This window comes from Pseudomonas sp. 21615526 (assembly GCF_013386245.1).
In the GTDB taxonomy this organism is placed as follows: domain Bacteria; phylum Pseudomonadota; class Gammaproteobacteria; order Pseudomonadales; family Pseudomonadaceae; genus Aquipseudomonas.
This window is the reverse complement of record NZ_JACAOM010000069.1, coordinates 62846-86556: the sequence shown is the minus strand read 5'-3', so window position 1 is coordinate 86556 and position 23711 is coordinate 62846. Positions and strand designations below refer to the sequence as shown.

The following is a 23711-nucleotide window of genomic DNA, read 5'->3' as shown; positions in this document are numbered from 1 at the left end:
GCCCCACACGTGGGAGCGCAAGAAACTGACAGATTGGATGGTCAATTGAACTGGCCGGTCACATTTAAGCATTTCCGGCCCGATTCGCCTAAGGCAACAGATCCTCAAGGCGGCCGTGCAAGCGTTGCGGCAGGTTTTCCTGGATCTCGATCAAGGCGCGCTGGATGGCACTTTGAAAACCCTGCACCCCCGCCGAACCATGACTTTTCACCACGATGCCCTGCAACCCGAGGAAACTCGCACCATTGTGCCGCGCCGGAGCCAGGTCAGCCTGCAAGCGCCGCATCAAGGGCAGCGCCAGGGCGCCCACCAGGCGTGACGCCAGGTTGCGCTTGAACAAGGCCTCAATGCGCGCAGCAATCATCGTCGCCAGGCCCTCGCTGGACTTGAGCAGGATATTGCCGACAAAACCGTCGCACACCACCACGTCGGCTTCGCCGCGGTACAGACCGTCACCCTCGACAAAGCCGATGTAGTTCAGGCCTCGCGCGCTTTGCAACAGCGTCGCCGCCAGCTTGACCTGCTGGTTGCCCTTGATGTCTTCGGTGCCGATATTCAGCAGCGCCACCCGAGGCCGGGCCACGCCCAGCGCTTCGGCCGCCACCGAGCCCATCAGGGCAAAGTGCAGCAGATGCTCGGCACTGCAATCGACGTTCGCCCCCAGGTCCAGCAACTGGCAATAGCCCTGCTGGGTCGGAATAGCCGCAACCATCGCCGGCCGGTCAATGCCCGGCAGGGTTTTCAGCACATGCCGGGACAACGCCATCAACGCCCCGGTATTGCCGGCACTGACACAGGCCTGGGCCTTACCGTCGCGTACCAGCTCAAGCGCCACCCGCATCGAAGAATCAGGCTTGCCGCGCAAGGCCTGCGCAGGCTTTTCATCCATGGTGATGGTTTCGCTGGCCGGTGTAATAGTCAGGCGCGCGCGATCCACCGCCGGATGACTGGCAATCAGTTCTTCAAGTAAGGAGGGTTGACCGACGAGGGTCAGGTGCAGCGAGGGCGTGGCAGACAGGCAAGCAATGCAGGCCTGAACAATGCTGCGGGGACCGAAGTCCCCGCCCATTGCGTCAATCGCGATGACTTGAGCAGACAAGTGATTACTCGTCAGCGCCCTTGTCGATCACTTTACGGCCACGGTATACGCCTTCTGGCGATACGTGGTGACGCAGGTGAACTTCACCGGTGGTTTTTTCTACAGACAGAGTGCTTGCCGTCAGGGCGTCGTGCGAACGACGCATGTCACGGGCAGAGCGGGATTTTTTGTTCTGCTGAACAGCCATAATTGATTAACTCCTAAACGTTTGGGTCACGCTTTAACTGCGCCAATACACTGAACGGGTTGGACCGCGTTACCTCGTCCTCGCTCGGTTCGGGCTCATCGAGACCCGCCGGCTGCTGGCATTCTTCCGGATGATGAGCAGGCACAATGGGCAAGGCGAGCAAAAGCTCCTCCTCGATCAGTGACTGCAGATCCAAAGGATCTTCGCCCAGTTCCAGCACGTCATAACCTTTCGGCAACGACTGGGTATTCGCACCCTCTTTCACCACAGCATAACTGCATTCGCTGTGGATCGGCAGGGTGACCAGCTCAAGACAACGCTGGCAAACCATTTTGACTTCGGTGTCGATAAAGCTGTGGATTACCACAGACTTACGTTCATCTCGTTCAAAAACGAATTTAGCCTGCACCGTACCGACAGTGTCGGAAAGCGGGTCGCAGAGTCTCTCCAAATCGGCCAGGAGCAGCTCACCTTGAAGGGTGGTGCCACGATCAGCCAATTTGCGCGGGTCAACGTGAGGTGGAATCGGGTCATTCAACATAGGCGCAGCATTATAGGGATGCACCCGGCCATGTCAAAGGAAATTCAGCCCTGTCCGTCACCGGGCCTCCCCGCTAGAATCCGCGACTGCCTTGAGGAGACGCCCATGCTGCCTTTATTACTCGCTTCCAGCTCGGTTTATCGCCGGGAATTGTTGAACCGCCTGCACCTGCCGTTCATCTGCAGTTCGCCGGATATCGACGAAAGCCACCGCCCGGACGAGTCCGCCGTGGAGCTGGTCAAGCGCCTGGCCGAGGAAAAGGCCCGCGCCCTGGCTGACAGCCATCCGGGCCACCTGATCATCGGCTCGGACCAGGTCGCCGCGCTCGACGGCCAGATCATCGGCAAGCCCCACACCTTCGAGAAAGCCCGTGAGCAACTGCTGGCGGCCAGCGGCAAGCGAGTCAGCTTCCTCACCGGCCTGGCTGTACTGAACAGCGCCACCGGCCATTGCCAGGTCGACTGCATCCCCTTCACCGTACACATGCGCACGCTGGACGCCGCACGCATCGAACGCTACCTGCGCATCGAGCAACCCTACGACTGCGCTGGCAGCTTCAAGGCCGAAGGCCTGGGGGTGAGCCTGTTTCAAAGCACCGAAGGGCCAGACGCCACCAGCCTGGTCGGACTGCCGCTGATCCGACTGGTGGACATGTTGCTGGCCGAGGGCGTGCAAATCCCCTAAGGACACCACAAACAGATGTGGGAGCTGGCTTGCCTGCGATGCAGACACCTCGGTACATCAGTTGCACCGAGGTGATGCTATCGCAGGCAAGCCAGCTCCCACATTTCGAGCCATGTCGCGCTCAAGCTCTCAGCGCAGAGTCGGACCCTGGAAGCCCATGTATAGCGCCAGCTTCTCAGCCACGCTGGCACCCAGCTTCTTGGAGAAACGGTCAAACGGCGATTCCTGAACAGTGAAGTCCACCAGTTCTTTCTCGCCAATCACGTCCCGCGCCACCGAACTGGCACTGCCCAGGCCATCGATCAAGCCCAATGGCAGCGCTTGCTCGCCAGACCAGACCAGACCGGAGAACAGCTCCGGATGCTCCTTATCCTTGAGCCGGTCACCGCGCCCCTGCTTCACACTGGCGATGAACTGCCGATGAGTGGTATCCAGCACACCCTGCCAGAACTGGGTTTCATCCGCCTTTTGCGGCTGGAACGGGTCCAGGAACGACTTGTGCTCACCCGACGTGTAGGTACGACGCTCAACCCCGAGCTTCTCCATGGTGCCGACAAAGCCATAACCGGCCGCCGTCACACCAATCGAACCCACCAGACTGGCCTTGTCGGCGTAGATCTGGTCGGCGGCACTGGCGATGTAATAGGCACCCGAGGCACCCAGGTCGGAAATCACTGCATACAGCTTGATGTCCGGGTGCAAGGCGCGCAGGCGACGAATCTCGTCGTACACGTAACCCGATTGCACCGGACTGCCGCCCGGGCTGTTGATGCGCAGGATCACAGCCTTGACCTTGGAGTCCTCGAAGGCCGCCCGCAGGCTGCTGACGATGTTGTCTGCACTGGCAGACTCCTTGTCGGCAATCACTCCGCGCACTTCGATCAACGCCGTGTAATGACCGCTTCGGGTGGCGCTCTTCTCCATGTCCATCAGCGGACTGAACAGCACCAGCATGCCCAACAGATAAATAAAGGTCAGAAGCTTGAAAAAGATCCCCCAACGCCGGGAGCGACGCTGCTCCTGGACACTGGCCAGCAGCGTCTTCTCCAGCAACTTCCAGCTTCTGTCATCGCCATTGTTATCGGCATTGGCCTTCTCAGGCGCTTTCCACTCATCGGTCATGCCATCTACCCCAGCGAAGACTTAATGGGCCCGGCTGAGCCAGGCCTGCAATTCAGAAAAACGGTCAATTGTCAGGCGCGGCTCGTAGGCCTGCAACGCCTGGGCAGATTGGGCGCCGTAGCTGACCGCCACGGAGTCCATGCCAGCATTACGCGCCATCATCAGGTCGAACGACGCATCACCCACCATCAACGCCTGCCGAGGCGACACGCCACATTGAGCGAGGATCTGCTCGAGCATCAGAGGGTGGGGCTTGCTGGCGGTTTCATCCGCCGCACGGGTGGCGTCGAAATAATCTTCCCAGCCATGGGCCTTGAGCACCCGGTCCAGGCCGCGACGGGCCTTGCCGGTCGCGACCGCAAGGTGATAACCGTCGGCGCGAAATGCTTCCATGGCCTGCGCCACGCCTTCAAACAGCGGCGAAGGCTGGGCGTCGAGCGCCATGTAGTGATCGGCGTAGTGCTGACGAAACGCTATCAGCTCGTCATCACCAATCTCCGGGTACAGGGTGCGGATCGCTTCCGGCAGGCCCAGGCCAATAATGCCCTTGACCGCCAGGTCGTCGCACAGCGCATAACCGGAACGGGTCGACGCAGCGTGCATCGACTCGACAATCCGACCAATGGAATTACACAACGTGCCATCCCAGTCAAAGATCAACAGCTTGTAGTCAGGGTGCGACACTCAGGCGCTCCACGGTCTTGGCCCACATTTCATCGACAGGCGCTTGCAGCTTCAATTCGCCACCATCGGGCAGCGGCACGGTCAGCATGTAGGCGTGCAGGAACAGGCGTTTGCCACCCAGGTCGCGGATTTCCTTGGAGAAATCTTCATCGCCGTATTTGATATCGCCGGCAATGCAGTGCCCCGCATGCAGGGTGTGCACACGAATTTGGTGGGTACGGCCAGTGACCGGCTTGGCCTCGACCATGGTGGCAAAGTCACCAAAGCGGCGCAGCACCTTGAACAGGGTCAGCGCCTCCTTGCCCTCCTCGTCCACCTCGACCATGCGCTCGCCGGAACGCAGGTTGCTCTTCTGCAACGGCGCGCGCACGCTCTTGATCGAGGTGGCCCAGTTGCCACGCACCAGCGCCATGTAGCGCTTGTCCACGCCATCACCGCGCAGGGCGGCATGCAGGTGGCGCAACATGCTGCGTTTCTTGGCGATCATCAACAGGCCGGAGGTGTCACGGTCCAGACGGTGGACCAGCTCCAGCTCCTTGGCATCCGGGCGCAACTGACGAAAGGCTTCGATCACCCCGTAGTTGAGGCCGCTGCCACCGTGGACCGCGATGCCACACGGCTTGTTGATCACGATCAGTGCCTTGTCTTCGAAGACAATCGACGCTTCAAGGCGCTGCAACAGGCCCTGGGCCAGTGGGACCGGTTCGTCACGCTCAGGCACCCGCACCGGCGGCACGCGGACGATGTCGCCCGCCTGCAGCTTGTACTCGGGCTTGATCCGGCCCTTGTTCACGCGCACTTCGCCTTTACGCAAAATGCGGTAAATCAAGGTCTTGGGCACGCCTTTGAGCCTGGCAAGAAGAAAGTTGTCGATGCGTTGGCCGGCATATTCCGGCGAGACCTCGAGCAGCTGGACGCTGGGGGTCTGGGGGGCGGTAGTCGTCATGGCGGCGATGATAACAATTTTTTATGGAATTGAAGCACTTAATCATTGCTGCTATAGTCGCGAACGCCGCCAAAAGCGGCCTGGACAGAGGACTAGCGGCAAACTGCCGGCCCTGACCATCGCAATTCATCAGGACGCGAGGCCGTCCTACGGGGCTTTCGCCACCCTGGAAGGCTCGAGATTGTAACAAGCGCAGGTGACATGAGGCCTGAAGCGAGTGCAAAAAGCAGAGTGATTACTCGCCTTTTGCGCCGATATTTACGGCCAGTTCACAAAGTGCAGTCAGTCTGGAGCCAGACCACGGCGAATGCTTCGGAAACAACGCCTGTTACGAGCTGAGTGAGAGCACAATCGCCCACACCCGGTCTTGTTTAGCCATGAGCGTGGACTCCCCATTGGAGAACACGGTAAATGCCAACCCGCTGCGGATTCTGCGCGCGGCAGCACCCGAATTATCAGGGATACGTGTAGGGTGGAGATGCACAACCGTCGGACTGTGTAGCACTAGGCTTATATTTAGACGCTTCATCTCGTCCACAGTCGCCGGTTGATTCCTCCTCCTGACTGAGTGCTTAAGTCACCACAGCAAGCAGGAAGCGTACGTCGCGATACCGCCCATTTTGGCGGGTATTGCTGGACACTGGAGTGGCCAACCACTCTTGACGCACCTGACACCGACCGTGAGAAGTCGTGTGTGCCGAACGCCGTTTCCGGCAGCCCGGAAACCGACGGTACAACATGAAAAGAATGCTGATTAACGCAACTCAACCCGAAGAGTTGCGTGTTGCACTGGTAGACGGCCAACGCCTCTACGACCTGGACATCGAGTCCGGTGCACGCGAGCAAAAGAAGGCCAACATCTATAAAGGCCGGATTACTCGCATCGAACCAAGCCTTGAGGCTGCCTTTGTCGATTTCGGCTCCGAGCGCCATGGCTTCCTGCCCCTCAAAGAAATCTCCCGCGAATACTTCAAGAAATCCCCTGAAGGCCGCGTGAACATCAAGGACGTCCTGAGCGAAGGCCAGGAAGTCATCGTTCAGGTAGAAAAAGAAGAACGTGGCAATAAGGGCGCCGCCCTGACCACCTTCATCAGCCTGGCTGGCCGTTATCTGGTCCTGATGCCGAACAACCCGCGTGCCGGCGGTATCTCCCGTCGCATCGAAGGCGAAGAGCGCAACGAACTGCGTGAAGCGCTGAACGGCTTGATCGCTCCGGCCGACATGGGCCTGATCGTGCGCACTGCCGGCCTGGGCCGCAGCAGCGAAGAAATGCAGTGGGACCTCGACTACCTGCTGCAACTGTGGACCGCTATCAAGGAAGCGTCCCTGGATCGTTCCGCGCCATTCCTGATCTACCAGGAAAGCAACGTGATCATCCGCGCCATCCGCGATTACCTGCGCCAGGACATCGGCGAAGTGCTGATCGACAGCGTCGAAGCCCAGGACGAAGCCCTGACCTTCATCCGCCAGGTGATGCCGCAGTACGCCAGCAAGATCAAGCTGTACGAAGACAGCGTTCCGCTGTTCAACCGTTTCCAGATCGAAAGCCAGATCGAAACCGCTTTCCAGCGCGTCGTCGAACTGCCTTCCGGCGGCTCCATCGTGATCGACCCGACCGAAGCCCTGGTGTCCATCGACATCAACTCGGCGCGTGCCACCAAGGGTAGCGACATCGAAGAAACCGCCCTGCAGACCAACCTGGAAGCGGCTGAAGAAATCGCCCGCCAGCTGCGCCTGCGTGACATCGGCGGCCTGATCGTGATCGACTTCATCGACATGACCCCGGCCAAGAACCAGCGCGCCGTGGAAGAGAAAGTCCGCGAATGCCTGGAAGCTGACCGTGCCCGCGTACAGGTCGGCCGCATCTCGCGCTTCGGCCTGCTGGAAATGTCCCGTCAGCGCCTGCGTCCATCCCTGGGTGAAAGCAGCGGCATCGTCTGCCCGCGTTGCAACGGCACCGGCATCATCCGTGACGTTGAATCGCTGTCGCTGGCGATCCTGCGCCTGATCGAAGAAGAAGCCCTGAAAGACCGCACTGCCGAAGTGCGCGCCCAGGTGCCGATCCCGGTCGCTGCGTTCCTGCTCAACGAAAAACGCAACTCGATCACCAAGATCGAACTGCGCACCCGTGCCCGCATCGTCATCCTGCCGAACGATCACCTCGAGACGCCGCACTTCGAAGTGCAGCGCCTGCGTGATGACAGCCCGGAAGCCCACGTCAACCAGTCCAGCTACGAAATCGCTGCTGCCGCTGCCGAAGTGGAAGAAGTCCAGCCAGCCGCTGCGACCCGCACCCTGGTTCGCCAGGAAGCCGCCGTGAAGACCGCGCCAGCCCGTGCCAACGCACCGGTTCCGGTCGAAGCTGCCGCGCCGGTTGCCGCACCAGCTGCCCTGCCTGAGCCAAGCCTGTTCAAAGGCCTGGTGAAGTCGCTGGTCAGCCTGTTCGCCACCAAGGAAGAGCCAGTGGCTCCAGTTGTGGTCGAGAAGCCTGTGACTGAACGCCCTGCACGCAATGAAGAGCGTCGCAACGGTCGCCAGCAGAGCCGCAATCGCAACGGTCGCCGTGACGAAGAGCGCAAGCCTCGTGAAGAACGTGCACCCCGCGAAGAACGCGCCCCACGTGAAGAGCGCCAACCGCGCGAAGCCCGTGAAGAAACACCAACCGTGGCCCGTGAAGAGCGTGCACCACGCGAAGAACGTGCACCGCGTGCTCCACGCGCTCCACGTGAAGACCGCAAGCCACGTGGCGAGCGTGAAGAACGCGTGCGTGAACTGCGCGAGCCGCTGGATGCCGCTCCAGCCGTAGCCGCTGCTGCTGCCACCGCTGCCACTGCTGAAGAGCGTCCAGCTCGTCAGCCGCGTGAAGAACGTGCGCCACGCCCTCCTCGTGAAGAGCGTCAACCACGTGCCGAGCAAGCGGCTCCAGCCGGTGAAGAAGAAGAGCTGCTGTCCAACGAAGACCAGCAACAGGAAGACGGCCAGGACAACGCCGAAGGCGATCGTCCACGCCGCCGCTCCCGTGGCCAGCGTCGTCGCAGCAACCGTCGTGAGCGTCAACGTGATGCCAACGGCAACGAAATCGAAGGTTCGGAAGAGACCGGCGAAGCCAACGCAGCCGCTACCGGCGAACCGACTGGCGCCGAACTGGCTGCCGGCCTGGCCGTTACCGCTGCTGTCGCCAGCTCAGTCATCAGCGCACCTGCTGAAGCCCAGGCCAACGAGCAAGCTGAAGCAGCCACCGCTGCCATCCAGGAAAACACTGTTGTAGAGACGCCAGCCGTCGAAGCGCCAGTGGTTGAAGCAACGACCCCGGTCGAAGCCCCGGTTGTTCCGGAAGTGGAAGTAGCGCCGGCTCGTCACGTTCGTGAAGTTCGCGAAGTTCGCGAGCCTCAGCCTGAAGTCGACGTGGTTGCCGAGCCTGCCGTGGTTGTTGAACAACCGCCCGTGGTTGAAGCTGCCGTTGAAGCACCGGTAGCCGAGCCAACCCCTGAAGTGCGTGAAGTTCGCGAAGAACAGACCGCCTTCCAGTGGGCTGCCGAACCTGCCCCGGTGGTTGAAGCGGTCGAAGCTCCAGCGCCTGCGCCAGTGGTCGAAGAAGCTCCAGCGCCAGTCGCTGAAGTGGTGGTCGCTGCTGAACCTGTTGCCGTTGTTGCCGAGCCTGCGCCAGTGGTTGAAGCGCCAGTGGTTGCCGAAGTGGCAGCCCCGGTGGTTGAAGCCGCTCCGGCCAGCGCCCTGACCGAAAACGGCCGTGCGCCGAACGACCCGCGTGAAGTGCGTCGTCGTCGCAAGGAAGCTGAAGCGGCCGCCGCTGCTGCCAAGGCCGCTGCCGAAGCTGCTCCTGCCGTCGCTGAAGTTGCCCAAGCAACCCCTGCTCCGGTCACCGAAGCCGTGGTTGAGCACACTGCCCCTGCCATCGACGAGAACGTACGTTCCGTCGAGGAAGTGGTAGAGCACCACCCTAAGGCCCTGGAAGAAGAGCACGAGCCTAAACCCCTCGTCTGATTCCATCGGCCACTAAAAAGCCCCGCCTGAGTGATCAGGCGGGGCTTTTTTATGCCCGTTACATCAGTTAGCGGTAGTCCAACAACCCTGGCACATCGACGTCCCACAACACACCGGGATCATCGACTACGACTTCCTGCACCGAAGCCTTGGCAAATAACGGTTTTGCCCCACGGTCTCCGGTCAGCGCGATCAAGGCCGGACCGAATGAACGGCCAAACCCCACGGGGTGCCCGTACTGACCTGCATGCACCGGGGCGCTGATACCGTCTTCCTCCAGGCCTGCCATCACTTGCTCGATACTTGCCGGCAGGATAAACGGCATATCCCCCAACACCACCAGCCAACCAGCCGACGGCCCACTGGCCGCCACCGCTGCGGCGATGCTGTCACCCATGCCCGGCGAGCGCAAAAGCAATACTTCGCAACCGTGCACCTTAGCCAACCGAATCACTTCGGTGCGATCCGGTGACGTCACCAGCCAACGTCTCGTAGCCACAGGCGGCAGATTCACCAATACCTGCTCGATCACCGACCGCTTGATGCCATCCCGGCCCACGCAGGGCGCCAGCAACTTGTCCTGATCGGCACCCGCCTCAGCCCGAAAACGACTGCCCTGCCCCGCCGCCAGGATGATTACGGCGATGCCCGTCAACTGACCGCTGCCTGCAACGGCTTTTTCTGCAGCAGATCGATCCCGTTCTTGATGGCGACGATTTCCGCCATCAACGACAAGGCGATTTCCGCCGGCGTATGGCTGCCGATATGCAGGCCAATCGGCCCATGCAGCCGCGCAATGGCGTCCGCACTGAGCCCCAGTGCCGCGAGGTTTTCCCGGCGCTTCTGGCTGTTGACCCGCGATCCCAGGGCGCCTATGTAGAACGCGTTGGAATTGAGGGCCGTCAGCAGCGCCATGTCATCCAGACGCGGGTCATGGGTGAGCGCGACAATAGCGGTGCGTTCATCGGTCTGGATATTCAGCACGGCTTCATCGGGCATGCCCGGCACAAAGCGCCCGTGCTGTTCTTCCCAGCCGTAGACAAACTCCTGGCGCGGGTCGCAGATCAGCACTTCGAAATCCAGCAGTCGGGCCATTTCCGCCACATAGCGTGACAGCTGGCCGGCGCCGATCAGCAGCAGGCGCCAGCGCGGGCCATAAATCGCCCGCAAACGCTCGCCGTCGAAGCTGACCACATCGGTCTTGCTCGCACCGCTCAACACCACTTCCCCCGTGGCCAGGTCCAACTCACGGGCGACAATCTCGTGGGCTTCGCAGCGCGCCAGCAGTTCAGCGACCCAACCTGGATCACCCACCCGCTCTTCGGTCAGACGCAAGGTGCCGCCACACGGCAGACCAAAACGCGCCGCTTCGTCCCGGGTGACGCCGTAGGTGACAAGCTGCACCGGCGGCCCGTCTTCAGGCAACCGACCATCCTGCAAACGGGCGATCAAGTCGTCCTCGATACAGCCACCAGACACCGAGCCAATTACCACGCCGTCGCCGCGCAAGGCCAGCATGGCCCCCGGCGGACGCGGCGCACTGCCCCAGGTCTGGACCACGCTGTAGAGCACCACCCGCTGCCCGGCGCGGCGCCATTCCAGCACGCTGCGCAACACATTCAGATCAACACTGTCCATCAGGCCTTCGCCTCCTGCCAAACACGTAGCTGGTTTTGATAAACAGCATCTATGAGATGATAAAAAATATCGGTAGTCAGCTAAGTTAACTCAGCGACAATAAAAAAGCCCCGCTATGCAGGGCTTGGTGCGTCAAAAAACGAGCTTAGTTCAATAGCGGTTGGGCTCCATTTCCAGCACAACCTTGAAGCGCTTTTCGATGTCCTGCTGGATACGCAGCGCGAGCCCGGCAATGTCCTGGCCGCTGGCCGCGCCGTAGTTCACCAATACCAGCGCCTGCAATCGATGCACGCCGGCATCGCCATCGCGAAAGCCTTTCCAGCCGGCCTTGTCGATCAGCCAGCCGGCGGCCAGTTTCATCTGCCCGTCGGCCTGGGGGTAAGCCACCAGGTCCGGGTATTGACGCTGCAACTCGGCAGCCAGTGCCTGGGAGACCAGCGGGTTCTTGAAGAAACTCCCCGCATTGCCGAGCACCGCCGGGTCGGGCAGTTTCTCGCTACGAATGCTGCAAATCGCGCGGCTGACATCGCTGGGCGTGGCCTGCGCGATGCCTTGCTCGGTCAGGCGCTGTCGCACCGGCCCGTATTCAAGTTTCAGATGCACGGCGCGGCTCAGGGCAAAACGCACCCGCAGGATCAGCCAGCGCCCCACTTCGTGCTTGAACAGGCTGTCGCGGTAGGCAAAGTTGCACTCGGCCAGGCTGAAATCCCGCAGTTCGCCGGTCTGGCGATCAAGGGCGGTCAGGCCGCTGAATACATCCTTGATCTCTACACCGTAGGCGCCGATGTTCTGCATCGGTGCGGCGCCGACCGTGCCGGGAATCAGGCTGAGGTTTTCCAGGCCGGAAAAGCCCTGGGCCAGGGTCCACAGCACAAACGGATGCCACGCTTCGCCCGCTTCGGCCTCAACCACGACCTGCACGCCATCGTCGTGCAACACCCGGATGCCCTGGCTGGCCATGCGCAGCACCAGTGCGTCAATATCCTGGGTCAACAGCAAGTTGCTGCCGCCGCCAATCACCAGCAACGGCAGTTGTTGCTTGGCGGCACAGGCCAGGGCCTCACGCACGTCGGCGTCATTGTGGGCCTCGGCAAACAGCCGGGCACGCACGTCGATACCAAAGCTGTTGAACGGCTTGAGCGAAACCTGTGCCCGTACCTGCAAAGTCATAACCGGCCCTTCAATTCAATCACCAACAGGTCACAGGCGCGCTCGATCAGGTCGAGGACAGTTTCAAAGCCCTGGTCACCTTCGTAGTACGGGTCCGGCACTTCATCCACCACCGAGTCGTAGCGGCGCAGGAACAGGTCCAGGTCCGCCTTGCCTTGAGCCGGCTGCATGGCCTTGAGGTTGCGCAGGTTGCTCTGGTCCATGGCGAGGATCAGGTCGTAGCGGGAAAAGTCGGCACGCGACACCTGTTGTGCACGCTGGGCCGACAGGTCGTAGCCGCGTTGCAGCGCTGCACGCTGGCTGCGCTTGTCCGGTGGGTTGCCGACGTGCCAATCACCGGTACCGGCAGACGCCACCTCAACCTGATCGGCCAGGCCGGCTTCGCGCAATTTGTGGCGCAGAACGCCTTCGGCCGTGGGCGAACGGCAGATGTTGCCCAGGCAGACGAACAGAACCTGCATCAGGCCCCCAGCAGGCGACGGACGCGCTCGAGGTCTTCAGGGGTGTCGACGCCCGCCGGCGGCGCTTCCAGGGCATCGCCCACATGAATGCGCACGCCGTGCCACAGGGCACGCAGTTGTTCCAGGGACTCGGTATTTTCCAGCCAGCACGGGCCCCAGCTCACGAAGTCGTGCAGGAAACCGGCGCGGTAGGCGTAGATGCCGATGTGGCGACGGTACGGCACGCCAGCCGGCAGCACGTCAGGCTGTTTGGCGAACGCATCCCGCGCCCACGGCAAGGTGGAGCGGCTGAAGGTCAGCGCCAGGCCATTGATGTCGCTGACCACTTTCACCACGTTGGGGTTGAACAGGGTCTCGATGTCTTCAATCGGCTCGGCCAGGGTCGCCATGCGCGCTTCGCCATGGGCTGCCAGGTTGGCCGCCACCTGATCGATCACGCTGGGCGGAATCAACGGCTCGTCACCTTGCACGTTGACCACGATGGCGTCCGCCGCCAGGCCCAGCTTGGTGGCCACTTCGGCCAGGCGGTCGGTACCGGAGTTGTGGTCTTCACGGGTCAGCACCGCTTCGGCACCAAAGCCTTTGCAGGCCTCGATGATGCGCGGATCGTCGGTGGCCACCACTACCCTTTCGGCGCTGCTTTTGCAGGCCTGTTCCCACACCAGCTGGATCATCGGCTTGTTGCCGATCAGTTGCAGCGGCTTGCCGGGCAGGCGGGTGGAGGCGTAGCGGGACGGGATGACAACGGTGAAGGCGGTGGTCATTTATCCAGGCGCTCGTCGGTGGTCAGGGTGCGGGCTTCGCTTTCGAGCATTACCGGAATGCCATCACGAATCGGGTACGCCAGGCCGGCGCCCTTGCTGATCAGCTCGGTTTTGTCGGCGCTGAGCTTGAGCGGACCCTTGCAGATCGGGCAAGCGAGGATATCGAGCAGTTTGGTGTCCATGAGAATGTCCTGGAGAGCAGCGTTTTAAGGCAAAAGGCGAGCGGGCAGCAAGCGCATCAACTGCGTGTCGAACCAGGCGATAAACGCCGGTGACGGTGCCGCGTCCACCGCAAGGTACCACCAGTCGGGCCTGGCAAAGGCGCGGCACTTCACCGCGTCCTTTTCAGTCATGACCAACGGCAGTGCCGGTGTGAAATTCAAGACCTCGGCGCTGTACGGCGCGTGGTCGGCAAAAGCATGGGGTATTGGGCGCCAGTGTAGCGTTTCAAGGGTATTGAAGAAACGTTGCGGGTTGCCGATGCCGGCCACCGCATGTACCTGCTGCCCCACCGGGAAGTGTTCGACGGGTTTACGCTCGCCGGTATGCAGGTTGACCAGCGCGGCAGGCAACAGACGGAAGGCAAAGCCGTCGTCACGGTCAGAACCTGCGCCGTTGTAAAGCAGCGCATCGACGCTCTGCAAACGCTCGACCGGCTCACGCAACGGCCCCGCCGGCAGGCAGCGACGGTTACCCAGCCCGCGGGCGGCGTCAATCAACACCAGTTCCAGGTCACGGGCCAGGCGGTAATGTTGCAGGCCGTCGTCGGAAAGGATCAGGTCGAGGGTTTCGCTGGCCAACAGCGCCTTCACGGCGCGGCTGCGGTCGGGGTCGATCATCAGCGGCACGCCGCTGCGCTGCACGATCAGCAAGGGTTCGTCCCCCGCCACCGCTGCGGTTTGATCGGCCTCTACGCGCCATGGAAACTGTGGCGGCTTGGCGCCATAACCGCGGCTGACCACACCGACGCGCAAACCACTGCGCTGGCAATGGTCGATCAGCCAGAGAATCATGGGCGTCTTGCCGGTGCCACCCACCGTGATATTGCCTACCACCACGACCGGCACCGGCGACTGATAGATCTCGCCCTCGCCCGCCAGGAACCGTGCGCGCTTGCGCTGCACCACCCGGCGATAGAGGGATTCCAGCGGCTGCAACAACGCAAGTGCAGGATGGCCTTCGTACCAAGCCTTGAGCAAACGATCAGTCATGGCCATCAGGGTTGGCTCGCCGCCTCGACGGTGGTCATGCGCAAATGGCTGAAGCCGAGCTTGCCGGCAGCGTCCATCGCCGTGATCACGGCCTGGTGCTTGGTGTTGCCATCGGCGCTGATGGACAGTGGCAAGTTAGTGTCCCCACCAGACTCTTTTTGCAGCGCTTCCATCAGGCTGGCCAGGTCGTTTTTCTCCAGCAACTGGTTATTCACCGAGAACACGCCATCGGCGCTGATGGCGATGTCCAGTTGCTTGGCCTGCTGGTCTTCCGCCGGCGAACCGCTGACGGCTTCCGGCAGGTCGACGCGCAGCTGGGTTTCCCGGGTAAAGGTGGTGGTGACGACAAAAAACAGCAGCAGGATAAACACCACGTCGATCAACGACGCCAGGTTGATATCGACGTTTTCCCGTTGCTTGCGACGAAATTTCACGCGTTGCCCTCAACCAGGTCCACGTCACGGTCGCCCTGTACCACTTCCACCAGCTTGATGGCTTCCTGCTCCATGCCCACCACCAGTTCGTCGATGCGCCGTTGCAGGAAACGGTGGAAGAACACCGAAGGAATACCGACCATCAGGCCCGCCGCCGTGGTGATCAAGGCCTTGGAAATACCACCGGCCAGCACTGCGGCGTTGGTGGTCATGCCCGACCCCATGAATGAGCTGAAAATATCGATCATGCCCAGCACCGTACCGAGCAGGCCGAGCAACGGTGCCATGGCGGCGATGGTGCCCAGGGCATTGATGTAGCGCTCCAGCTCATGGATGACCCGGGCGGCGGCCTCTTCGATGCACTCCTTCATGATCTCGCGACCGTGCTTGGAGTTGGCGAGGCCGGCGGCGAGGATTTCACCCAGGGGCGAGTTGGCGCGCAGTTCCTTGAGCTTTGTCTTGTCGAGCTGCTTGTTCTTGATCCAGCCCCAGACCTGGCCCAGCAGGTGGTCAGGCGTTACACGGCTGGCACGCAGGGTCCATAGGCGTTCGGCGATGATGCCGAGTGCGGCGATGGAACTCAAAATGATCGGCAACATCATCCAGCCGCCGGATTTGACCAATTCCCACACAGTGAATGTCCCCTCGAAAAAGTGCGCCACTTTACCATAAGGGTCCGGTGGAAGGGCTGGCCTGCCCCAGAGCATCCTGTCGCAGGGGCCGGTCTTTGGTAACGCTGTTTTGCGGCGTGCGCTCGCGCCAGAAACGCCGTTGGCTGCGCGCGGCCAGCGGCGGCTGGAAGGTGCCCACTCGCAGGCGGAGTGCGCCTTGCTCGGCACTGTCATAAATCACGCTGCCCACGGCCTGGTAACGCTCCAGCACCTGTGGATGCGGGTGGCCAAACCCATTGCTGCGCCCCCGGGAAATTAACACGGCCTTGGGTGCCAGGCGCTGTAGAAAGGCCCATGACGACGAGCTGCGGCTGCCGTGGTGCGGCGCTTGCAGCCAATCGACAGGAGCGCCCATGGGAGTGGCCAGCAATGCCCGCTCGGCGTCATGGTCAATATCCCCGGTCAGCAACAAGCGCTCGCCATTGGCCTGCACCCGCAACACGCAGGACATCTGGTTACCGTCCGTCGCATCAGGCCATTGCCATAGCTCGAACCTCACGCCATCCCACTCCCACTGCTCGCCGCTGACACACGCCTGGGTACCGAGCGAGGCCGGCAGCCGTGCCGTCTCACCGCCCACCACACGCTTGACCGGCAACCCTTGGGCGACGGCCAACGCGCCGCCGGCATGATCGGCATCGGCATGACTGAGCAGCATCACGTCCAGCTCTGCGACACCCAGCTTGCGCAACGCAGGCAATACGACACGCGCGCCAAGATCGAACTCACCGGAGCGCGGCCCGGCGTCATACAGCAGTACATGGTTGCGGGTACGCAGGATGATCGCCAACCCCTGGCCGACGTCCAGTTGCACCACCTCGACCAGCCCATGAGGTATCGACTCCCGCGGCGGAAACACCGCCAGCAGCAACATCGGCCAACCCAGCAGCCGAAACGGGACGCCCTTGGGCAGCAATAACAGCACTGCCCCCAGCAGGCTCACCAGCCAATAGCCAATGGGCACTTGCGCCGGTATCCAGGCCGGCAAGTACTGCGCCAGCAGCGCCAGTGCCCTGAACAGCCCGTCCAGCGTGCCGCCCGCCAGCCATAACAACCCCTCTCCTATATAAGGCAGCGGCAATAACACCGTACCCAGCAAGGCCAGAGGCAGCACCACCAGGCTGATCCACGGCACCGCAACCAGGTTGGCCAGCGGCCCGCTCAGGCTGATGGGCAGGCCGAGCACCAGCAGCAGCGGAAACAGGCCGATGGCAATCATCCATTGGGCGCGGGTCCAGGCTTGCCACAAGGGCCAGGGGCCCAATCGGCCACTGAACGCCAAAATCAGCACCGCAACAGCCGCAAAAGACAACCAGAACCCCGGCTGCAGGCTGGCCAGCGGTTCGAGGATCAGCACCGCGTCCAGCGCCAGCAACAGCGGCCACCAGATTCCCAGGTGACGAAACCGCAGACGCCACAGCAACACCAGGCCCACCATCACGCAGGCCCGTTGCACCGGCACCTCGAAACCTGCCAGCAGGCCGTAGCCCAGCGCTGCAGCAAACGCCAGGCCGCAGGCCCAGGGCAGCCACGGCAAAGGTTTTGGCCACCCCCCGTAGCGCGCAAGCCCGGCGACCAGGCCATAGATCAACCCCGCCAGCAGGCCGATGTGCTGCCCGGATATCACCAGTAAATGCACGGTGCCAGTGGCTTGCAGGACCCGCCAATCCTCGGCGGCCAACCCGGAACCATCGCCGAGCACCAGCGCCGCCAGGCCCGCCTCTCGCCCCTGGGCATCCACTGCCAGCAGCCGCTGGCGAATCCCGTCGCGCCAGGCATGTCGTGCCGGTGCCAGCAGTTGGCCGTCCTTGACCGAGCCGGTGGCGCCAATCCGCTGGGCCAGCAGCCAGGCTTCATAGTCAAAGCCATCGGCATTGAGCAATCCGGAAGGACGCTTGAGAGTCACCGCCAGTCGCCAGCGCTCACCGCTCTTAACCGGTGGGCCGCCGCGCCAGGACACGCGAATGCGCTTGGGAAGCAGGTCCTTGCGTGACCGGCTGTCGGTCAGTTCGAAGCGCACACCGTCGCCCATCTGCTGCGGTAATCCGCTGACACGCCCTTCCACCCAGCGGGTCTGGCCATCCAGATGCGGGGCCAACCGGTCATCCAGCGCCCACTGCGCGCTGAGGCATGCCCAGCCCAGGCCAAGCAGGAAAAACCCCAGCGGATAGGTACGAAAAGGCAACAGCATCAGGGCCAGCACCGGCATCAGCAACAGCCAGCCGCCGGACGGCAACGCGGGTAAAAAACGCAAGGCAAGCAGCCCCAGCGCGAGTGCGAACATCCCTGTTCTCATGGATCTTTCCTTGAAAGCGACCCATTGAGTCTTAGCCGGGCTAGCGGTGTGGCCTATTATTATTTGTCACAAAGTCTGAATTTCACGTTCGTGGAATGCGGGCATACTTGCCCCTCGAACTGACCTGGACCCCTTATGCCACGGCGCTTATTCAAACGGTACATGCCCGATCCGACCAGCATTCGGGAACACAAGTCCTTACGCTTTCTCGGCAAGTTGCTGCATGACCCGAATCTCTGGCACCTCAATCGGCACTCGGTCGCGCGGGCCATGGCCGTTGGCCTGTTCGCGGCATTCATCCCCATTCCCTTGCAGATGCTGCTGGCAGCGGTCCTCGCCATCAGCGTGCGCGGCAACATGCCGATTGCCGTGAGCCTGGTCTGGCTGACCAACCCGATTACCATGCCGCCGGTGTTTTTCTGCACCTACATGACCGGGGCCTGGCTGATGAATGTGCCACCCCGCAGCATGCCCGACGAGCTGACCTGGGAATGGATCAGCGGGCAGTTGTCGACGCTGTGGCAACCGTTCCTGCTGGGCTCGGTAGTACTGGGGCTGGTGATGGCGGTGCTGGGTTATTGCCTGACCATGGGCTATTGGCGCTGGTGGGTGGCCCGACAGTGGAAAAAACGCAAACAGCGCAGGTTGTAACCGTTAGCGCGCCAGCAAGCGCATGTGCACACGCAAACCCTGGCCGGTATTTTCCGCCCACAGGCTGCCGTCCTGACGCTGCACAGCGTTGCGCGCAATACTCAAGCCCAGGCCAAAGCCGCCGTCGCCGGGCCTTGAGCCGTCCAGCCGGGTGAATGGCGCAAAGATTCGCTCCAACTCCACCTCATCGATCCCGCCGCCCTGGTCTTCCAGCCACAAGTGCCAGTGATCCCCCTCACGCTGCCCGCCCAATTGCACCGTTCCGTCTTGCGCAGAGTGCCGGATGGCATTGCGCAGGATGTTCTCCAATGCCTGGGCCAGCAGGTTCAGATGACCGCGCACCCAGCAGTCGGCCCCCAGCTCGCACTGCAAGCGTGAAGCCGGCCAGCCACTTTCAAAACAGGCGTTTTCCCGGAGCATGTCCCACAGCGCCTGCACCTGGATGTCTTCCTTGGGCAACGGCGCGCGTTCGGTGTCGAGCCAGGCCAGTTGCAGGGTGTCGTCCACCAGGCGCTGCATGCCGTCGATTTCCCTCCCCAGGCGCTCGCGCAGCTGGGTCAGGTCCTGCTCGCTGTCACTGGCCACACGCAGGCGGCTCAACGGTGTGCGCAACTCATGGGACAAATCCCGCAGCAGTTGCTGTTGCAGGGCCACGGTGCCTTGCAGGCGTTCAGACATCTGGTCAAACGCGCGGCCCAATTCCCCCAGTTCATCCTGGCGGCTGGTGGTGTCGCGGGAAAGCCGGGTGCCCAGTTGATCGGCACGCCAGGCGTTGGCCTGCTCTCGCAGGTGGTTGAGGGGCATGATCAACAGCCGGTAGAGGCCGATGCACAGCAGCAGGGTGAACAGGCCGGGAATCACGCCATTGGTGACGATCCGCCAGAACAGCTGGTTTTGCCCAGGCATGAAACGCCGCGGCAACTCGATCACCAGGGAGCCCGCACCCGGGTCGAGCGGGAACGGGATTTTCAACCACGGCAGGCCCTTGGCATGCCGGCTGACGGGCCAGTCCAGGCCGCGCAGGAAGGTCAGGCGCTGGCTCTCCTTGTCCGTCAGTGGGTAGCTGCTCAGGGATTGCAGGTCGTTGCCGATGACCCCCACCCAGGTGCGCTCGCGCTGGCCCAGGGTGTGCAACCATTCGTCCACACCGGCGTTGCCGCCCTTGTTCCAGGCCAGTTCCGCGCCAGCGGCATAACCGCTCAGGGTGGCGCGGGCCTCGCTGGACAGAAAGGCATTCTGCTCTTCCATATACCGGCCCCATGACCAACTGAGCCAGATCATCAGCAAGCAGAACGCGATCAGCAGGCAGGCCAGTTTCCAGAATAACGAATGCTTGCCCGGCAGCCGTTTGAACGCGGCTTTAAAGCCCGTCATCGTGACCGCTCAACACATAGCCCTTGCCCCACACCGTGCGCACTTCCCGCTCGCTGTAGCCGACAGCCTTGAGCTTGCGACGAATCTGGCTGATGTGCATGTCCAGGCTGCGGTCATGGGGCGCATAGCCGCGCTGGAACACATGCTGGTAGAGGAAGGCTTTGCTGAGGACTTCTTCGGCGTTGCGGTGCAGTGTTTCCAACAGGCGATATTCGCTGCGGGTCAGGCCGGCCCACTGCTCCCGGTGAAACACATCACACAGCTCGTCATCGAAACGCAGGCTGCGGGCATCGCCGCGCACCGCCGCCAGGGCCGGCAACGGCCGCCGGTCCAGGGCGACCCGGCGCAGGATCGCTTCGATGCGCACCCGCAACTCGGCCATGCTGAACGGCTTGGGCAGGTAATCGTCGGCCCCCAGGCGAAAACCGCTGATGCGATCGGCTTCGGCCCCCAGGGCCGACATCAGGATCACCGGCATCGAATGGCTCTGGCGCAAATGCGTGAGCACCGACAAACCGTCCATGCCCGGCAGCAGGATGTCCATCAACACCACGTCGAAGCGCTGATCGCGGGCCATTTGCAGGCCCTGCTGGCCATTCTGGCACCAGGTCACCTGGAAGCCACAGAGGCCCAATTGCTCATGGACATAGGCGCCAAGCACAGGATCGTCTTCAATCGCCAGGATACTGGGTAAGCCAAGTGCTGCGGGATTCATTAGCGTCTGCAAGTCATTCTCAATGACTGATTATTCAAGATTGCCCCCCCATGAGCAACCGCCGCCGGGCTTCCGGCGGCCCAAGGTTTGCCTCAGGTCATTAATTTTGCAAGATTCCCCGCCGCGCAAATGGCTACACTGCGCAGGTGGCGCGGGCCGGATGCCTGCGTGGAATTCGACAACAGTGTGGTAGCAGGAGAGTGGCGTGCTTAAAAGAATGGGGATAAAAGGCCGCGTACTGTTGCTGACCTTATTGCCTACCAGCCTGATGGCGTTGCTGCTGGGCGGGTACTTCACCTGGATGCAGCTTTCGGAGTTGCAGTCGCAGTTGCTGCAACGCGGCGAGATGATCGCCGAGCAACTGGCGCCGCTGGTGGCCCCGGCCCTCGGCACCAGGAACACCGACCTGCTGGAACGCATCGCCACCCAGTCCCTGGAACAAACCGATGTGCGCGCCGTATCGTTCCTCGGGCCCGACCGCACGCCCCTGGCCCACGCCGGGCCGACCATGCTCAACCAGCCGCCCATCGGCAACAGTTCGCACCTGTTGCAGCGCACCGGCAATGACGCCACCCGTTATCTGCTGCCGGTGTTCGGCCGCCATCGCAACCTCGCCGGTGAACTGATCCCGGATGAATCCGACCGCCTGCTCGGCTGGGTCGAGCTGGAACTGTCCCACAACGGCATGTTGCTGCGTGGCTACCGCAGCCTGTTCGCGAGCCTGCTGCTGATCGCCATCGGCCTGATCTGCACGGCGGCCCTCGCCTTGCGCATCAGCCGTACGATCAACTCACCGATCGGCCTGATCAAACAGGCCGTCGCGCAACTCAAGGACGGCAATCTCGAAACCCGCCTGCCACCCCTGGGCAGCCAGGAGCTGGATCACCTGGCCTCGGGCATCAACCGCATGGCCGAGACCCTGCAAAACGCCCAGGAAGAATTGCAACACAGCATCGACCAGGCCACCGAAGACGTGCGGCAAAACCTCGAAACCATCGAGATCCAGAACATCGAGTTGGACCTGGCCCGCAAGGAAGCCCTGGAAGCCAGCCGCATCAAGTCGGAGTTTCTGGCCAACATGAGCCATGAAATCCGCACGCCGTTGAACGGCATCCTTGGTTTCACCCATTTGTTGCAGAAAAGCGAACTGTCACCGCGCCAACTGGATTACCTGGGCACCATCGAAAAATCCGCCGATAACCTGCTGGGCATCATCAACGAAATCCTCGACTTCTCGAAAATCGAGGCCGGCAAGCTGGTGCTCGACAGCATCCCGTTCAACCTGCGGGACTTGCTGCAAGACACCCTGACCATCCTCGCCCCGGCCGCCCACGCCAAACAGCTGGAGCTGGTGAGCCTGGTCTACCGCGACACGCCGCTCGCCTTGGTGGGTGACCCGCTGCGGCTCAAGCAGATCCTCACGAACCTGGTGAGCAACGCGATCAAGTTCACCCGCGAAGGCACCATCGTTGCCCGCGCCATGATTGAAGACGAACAGGAAGACAGCGTGCAACTGCGCATCAGCGTGCAGGACACCGGCATCGGCCTGTCGAACCAGGATGTGCGGGCGCTGTTCCAGGCGTTCAGCCAGGCGGACAATTCGCTGTCACGCCAACCCGGCGGGACCGGCCTTGGGCTGGTGATTTCCAAGCGCCTGATCGAACAGATGGGCGGTGAGATCGGCGTCGACAGCACGCCGGGAGAAGGCTCGGAATTCTGGATCAGCCTGAACCTGCCGAAAACCCGTGACGATATCGAAGACCTGCCCTCCGCGCCGCTGCTGGGCCGGCGCGTGGCGGTGCTGGAAAACCACGAGCTGGCGCGCCAGGCCCTGCAACATCAGCTGGAAGACTGCGGCCTGGAAGTCACCCCGTTCAACAGCCTGGAAAGCCTGACCAACGGCATCACCAGCGCCCACCAGACCGAACAGGCGATTGACCTGGCCGTGCTGGGCATCACCGCCAACGACATTCCGCCGGAGCGTTTGAACCAGCACCTGTGGGACCTCGAACACCTGGGCTGCAAGGTACTGGTGTTGTGCCCGACCACCGAACAGCTGCTGTTCAACCCCTCGGTGCCCAACCCCAACAGCCAGTTGCAGGCCAAGCCCGCGTGCACCCGCAAACTGCGTCGCGCCCTGGCCGACCTGATCAGCCCGCGCCCGCTGCGCAGCGAACCCGGCGAGCCCCTGTCCAGCCGCGCGCCGCGGGTGCTGTGTGTCGACGACAACCCGGCCAACCTGCTGCTGGTGCAAACCCTGCTGGAAGACATGGGCGCCAAGGTCCAGGCGGTGGAAAGCGGTTACTCGGCCATCGAGGCAGTGAAGCAGGAAGCCTTCGACCTGGTGCTGATGGACGTGCAGATGCCGGGGATGGACGGTCGCCAGAGCACCGAGGCAATCCGCACGTGGGAAAGCGAACGCCATGGCACACCGCTGCCCATCGTCGCGCTGACGGCCCATGCGATGGCCAACGAAAAACGCGCCCTGCTGCAAAGCGGCATGGATGATTACCTGACCAAACCCATCAGCGAACGGCAACTGGCCCAGGTGGTGTTGAAATGGACCGGGCTGGCCCTGCGCAACCAGGGCCCGGACCGTGGCACCGAAAGTTTCGGGCATGCCACGCAATTGCCGGTGCTGGACCATGAAGAAGGTTTGCGCCTGGCGGCCGGCAAGGCGGATCTGGCGGCAGACATGCTCGCGATGCTGCTGGCCTCGCTGGAAGCGGACCGTGAAGCGATTCGCGTCGCCCGTGACGCCAATGACCGCAACGCCCTGATCGAACGGGTGCACCGCCTGCACGGCGCCACCCGGTATTGCGGCGTGCCGCAACTGCGTGCGGCCTGCCAACGGGCCGAGACCCTGCTCAAGCAGGACGACGCCAAGGCCATGCCGGCCCTGGATGAACTGGACATGGCGATTGCCCGGCTGGCCAGCGAGGCGCGGGTCAGCGCGTAAACTTTCGGGGCAATGTGGTGAGGGAGCTTGCTGGGGTGAGGAGCTTGCTGTGGCGAGGGAGCTTGCTCCCGCTGGGCTGCGCAGCGGACCCAAAATCCTGGG

22 protein-coding genes are annotated in these 23711 nt (G+C 62.4%); 4 read left to right on the top strand and 18 right to left on the bottom strand.

Annotated elements, in window-relative coordinates; all coding sequences use genetic code 11:
- Positions 1-88: 88 nt before the first annotated feature.
- From plsX to HX786_RS19920, 3 genes are read right to left on the bottom strand one after another with little or no spacing between them, the layout of a single operon-like run.
- Positions 89-1099: a phosphate acyltransferase PlsX gene (gene plsX / locus HX786_RS19930; RefSeq protein WP_080673274.1), complete on the bottom strand. Its 1011-nt coding sequence runs from the start codon at positions 1097-1099 to the stop codon at positions 89-91.
- Between the two features lie 4 nt (positions 1100-1103).
- Positions 1104-1286 (bottom strand): 50S ribosomal protein L32, encoded by a 183-nt coding sequence (gene rpmF / locus HX786_RS19925; protein WP_004371305.1) that lies wholly within the window; start codon positions 1284-1286, stop codon positions 1104-1106.
- 13 nt (positions 1287-1299) lie between these two features.
- Entirely contained in the window at positions 1300-1827 is a 528-nt protein-coding gene (locus HX786_RS19920; RefSeq protein WP_004371317.1) for a YceD family protein, read from the bottom strand.
- Between the two features lie 105 nt (positions 1828-1932).
- Here HX786_RS19920 and HX786_RS19915 point away from each other — a divergent pair, with 105 nt between their 5' ends.
- Entirely contained in the window at positions 1933-2511 is a 579-nt protein-coding gene (locus HX786_RS19915) for a nucleoside triphosphate pyrophosphatase (RefSeq protein WP_004371319.1), read from the top strand.
- A 129-nt stretch (positions 2512-2640) separates the two neighbouring features.
- On the opposite strand, the gene HX786_RS19910 is transcribed toward HX786_RS19915, so the two are convergent.
- From HX786_RS19910 to rluC, 3 genes are read right to left on the bottom strand one after another with little or no spacing between them, the layout of a single operon-like run.
- Positions 2641-3633 carry a S49 family peptidase gene (locus HX786_RS19910; RefSeq protein ID WP_004371321.1) on the bottom strand — a complete coding sequence of 331 codons (993 nt, stop codon included), beginning with the start codon at positions 3631-3633 and terminating at the stop codon, positions 2641-2643.
- A 21-nt stretch (positions 3634-3654) separates the two neighbouring features.
- A complete protein-coding gene (locus tag HX786_RS19905) occupies positions 3655-4317 on the bottom strand; it encodes an HAD-IA family hydrolase (protein ID WP_004371323.1) in 663 nt (220 codons plus the stop codon).
- Positions 4304-5263 (bottom strand): 23S rRNA pseudouridine(955/2504/2580) synthase RluC, encoded by a 960-nt coding sequence (gene rluC / locus HX786_RS19900; RefSeq protein ID WP_178912500.1) that lies wholly within the window; start codon positions 5261-5263, stop codon positions 4304-4306. Before rluC ends, HX786_RS19905 begins: the two co-directional genes overlap by 14 nt.
- Before the next feature lie 747 nt (positions 5264-6010).
- On the opposite strand from rluC, the gene rne reads away from it, so the two are divergent.
- Positions 6011-9265 carry a ribonuclease E gene (gene rne, locus HX786_RS19895; protein WP_177019563.1) on the top strand — a complete coding sequence of 1085 codons (3255 nt, stop codon included), beginning with the start codon at positions 6011-6013 and terminating at the stop codon, positions 9263-9265.
- 67 nt (positions 9266-9332) lie between these two features.
- Here rne and HX786_RS19890 read toward each other — a convergent pair whose 3' ends face one another.
- The 10 genes from HX786_RS19890 to HX786_RS19845 all read right to left on the bottom strand — a co-directional run bounded on the left by HX786_RS19890 (position 9333) and on the right by HX786_RS19845 (position 17898).
- Positions 9333-9920 carry an NTP transferase domain-containing protein gene (locus tag HX786_RS19890; RefSeq protein WP_178912499.1) on the bottom strand — a complete coding sequence of 196 codons (588 nt, stop codon included), beginning with the start codon at positions 9918-9920 and terminating at the stop codon, positions 9333-9335.
- Entirely contained in the window at positions 9917-10903 is a 987-nt protein-coding gene (locus HX786_RS19885; protein WP_178912498.1) for an XdhC family protein, read from the bottom strand. The genes HX786_RS19890 and HX786_RS19885 overlap by 4 nt, the downstream gene beginning before the upstream one ends.
- A gap of 150 nt (positions 10904-11053) precedes the next feature.
- Positions 11054-12073 (bottom strand): UDP-N-acetylmuramate dehydrogenase, encoded by a 1020-nt coding sequence (gene murB, locus HX786_RS19880; protein ID WP_177035149.1) that lies wholly within the window; start codon positions 12071-12073, stop codon positions 11054-11056.
- A complete protein-coding gene (locus HX786_RS19875; RefSeq protein WP_004371338.1) occupies positions 12070-12534 on the bottom strand; it encodes a low molecular weight protein-tyrosine-phosphatase in 465 nt (154 codons plus the stop codon). The genes murB and HX786_RS19875 overlap by 4 nt, the downstream gene beginning before the upstream one ends.
- A complete protein-coding gene (gene kdsB, locus HX786_RS19870; protein ID WP_008434982.1) occupies positions 12534-13298 on the bottom strand; it encodes a 3-deoxy-manno-octulosonate cytidylyltransferase in 765 nt (254 codons plus the stop codon). The genes HX786_RS19875 and kdsB overlap by 1 nt, the downstream gene beginning before the upstream one ends.
- Complete coding sequence (locus HX786_RS19865; protein WP_003174668.1) at positions 13295-13480, bottom strand: Trm112 family protein; 186 nt, start codon at positions 13478-13480, stop codon at positions 13295-13297. The genes kdsB and HX786_RS19865 overlap by 4 nt, the downstream gene beginning before the upstream one ends.
- A 24-nt stretch (positions 13481-13504) precedes the next feature.
- Entirely contained in the window at positions 13505-14515 is a 1011-nt protein-coding gene (gene lpxK / locus HX786_RS19860) for a tetraacyldisaccharide 4'-kinase (protein ID WP_177008421.1), read from the bottom strand.
- Positions 14515-14943 carry a biopolymer transporter ExbD gene (locus HX786_RS19855; RefSeq protein WP_004371361.1) on the bottom strand — a complete coding sequence of 143 codons (429 nt, stop codon included), beginning with the start codon at positions 14941-14943 and terminating at the stop codon, positions 14515-14517. Before HX786_RS19855 ends, lpxK begins: the two co-directional genes overlap by 1 nt.
- Complete coding sequence (locus HX786_RS19850; protein WP_004371363.1) at positions 14940-15575, bottom strand: MotA/TolQ/ExbB proton channel family protein; 636 nt, start codon at positions 15573-15575, stop codon at positions 14940-14942. Before HX786_RS19850 ends, HX786_RS19855 begins: the two co-directional genes overlap by 4 nt.
- A gap of 31 nt (positions 15576-15606) precedes the next feature.
- Complete coding sequence (locus tag HX786_RS19845) at positions 15607-17898, bottom strand: DNA internalization-related competence protein ComEC/Rec2 (RefSeq protein ID WP_178912504.1); 2292 nt, start codon at positions 17896-17898, stop codon at positions 15607-15609.
- Positions 17899-18045: 147 nt separating this feature from the next.
- On the opposite strand from HX786_RS19845, the gene HX786_RS19840 reads away from it, so the two are divergent.
- Complete coding sequence (locus HX786_RS19840) at positions 18046-18561, top strand: DUF2062 domain-containing protein (RefSeq protein WP_004371367.1); 516 nt, start codon at positions 18046-18048, stop codon at positions 18559-18561.
- 3 nt (positions 18562-18564) lie between these two features.
- Here HX786_RS19840 and HX786_RS19835 read toward each other — a convergent pair whose 3' ends face one another.
- The gene (locus HX786_RS19835) at positions 18565-19935 is read right to left on the bottom strand and encodes a sensor histidine kinase (RefSeq protein WP_008434990.1); all 1371 of its coding nucleotides are present in this window, start codon (positions 19933-19935) and stop codon (positions 18565-18567) included.
- The gene (locus HX786_RS19830) at positions 19922-20650 is read right to left on the bottom strand and encodes a response regulator transcription factor (RefSeq protein ID WP_004371371.1); all 729 of its coding nucleotides are present in this window, start codon (positions 20648-20650) and stop codon (positions 19922-19924) included. Before HX786_RS19830 ends, HX786_RS19835 begins: the two co-directional genes overlap by 14 nt.
- Before the next feature lie 205 nt (positions 20651-20855).
- Between HX786_RS19830 and HX786_RS19825 the strand changes: the two genes are divergently transcribed.
- Positions 20856-23609 carry a response regulator gene (locus HX786_RS19825; RefSeq protein WP_008434994.1) on the top strand — a complete coding sequence of 918 codons (2754 nt, stop codon included), beginning with the start codon at positions 20856-20858 and terminating at the stop codon, positions 23607-23609.
- The last annotated feature ends 102 nt before the right edge of the window (positions 23610-23711 follow it).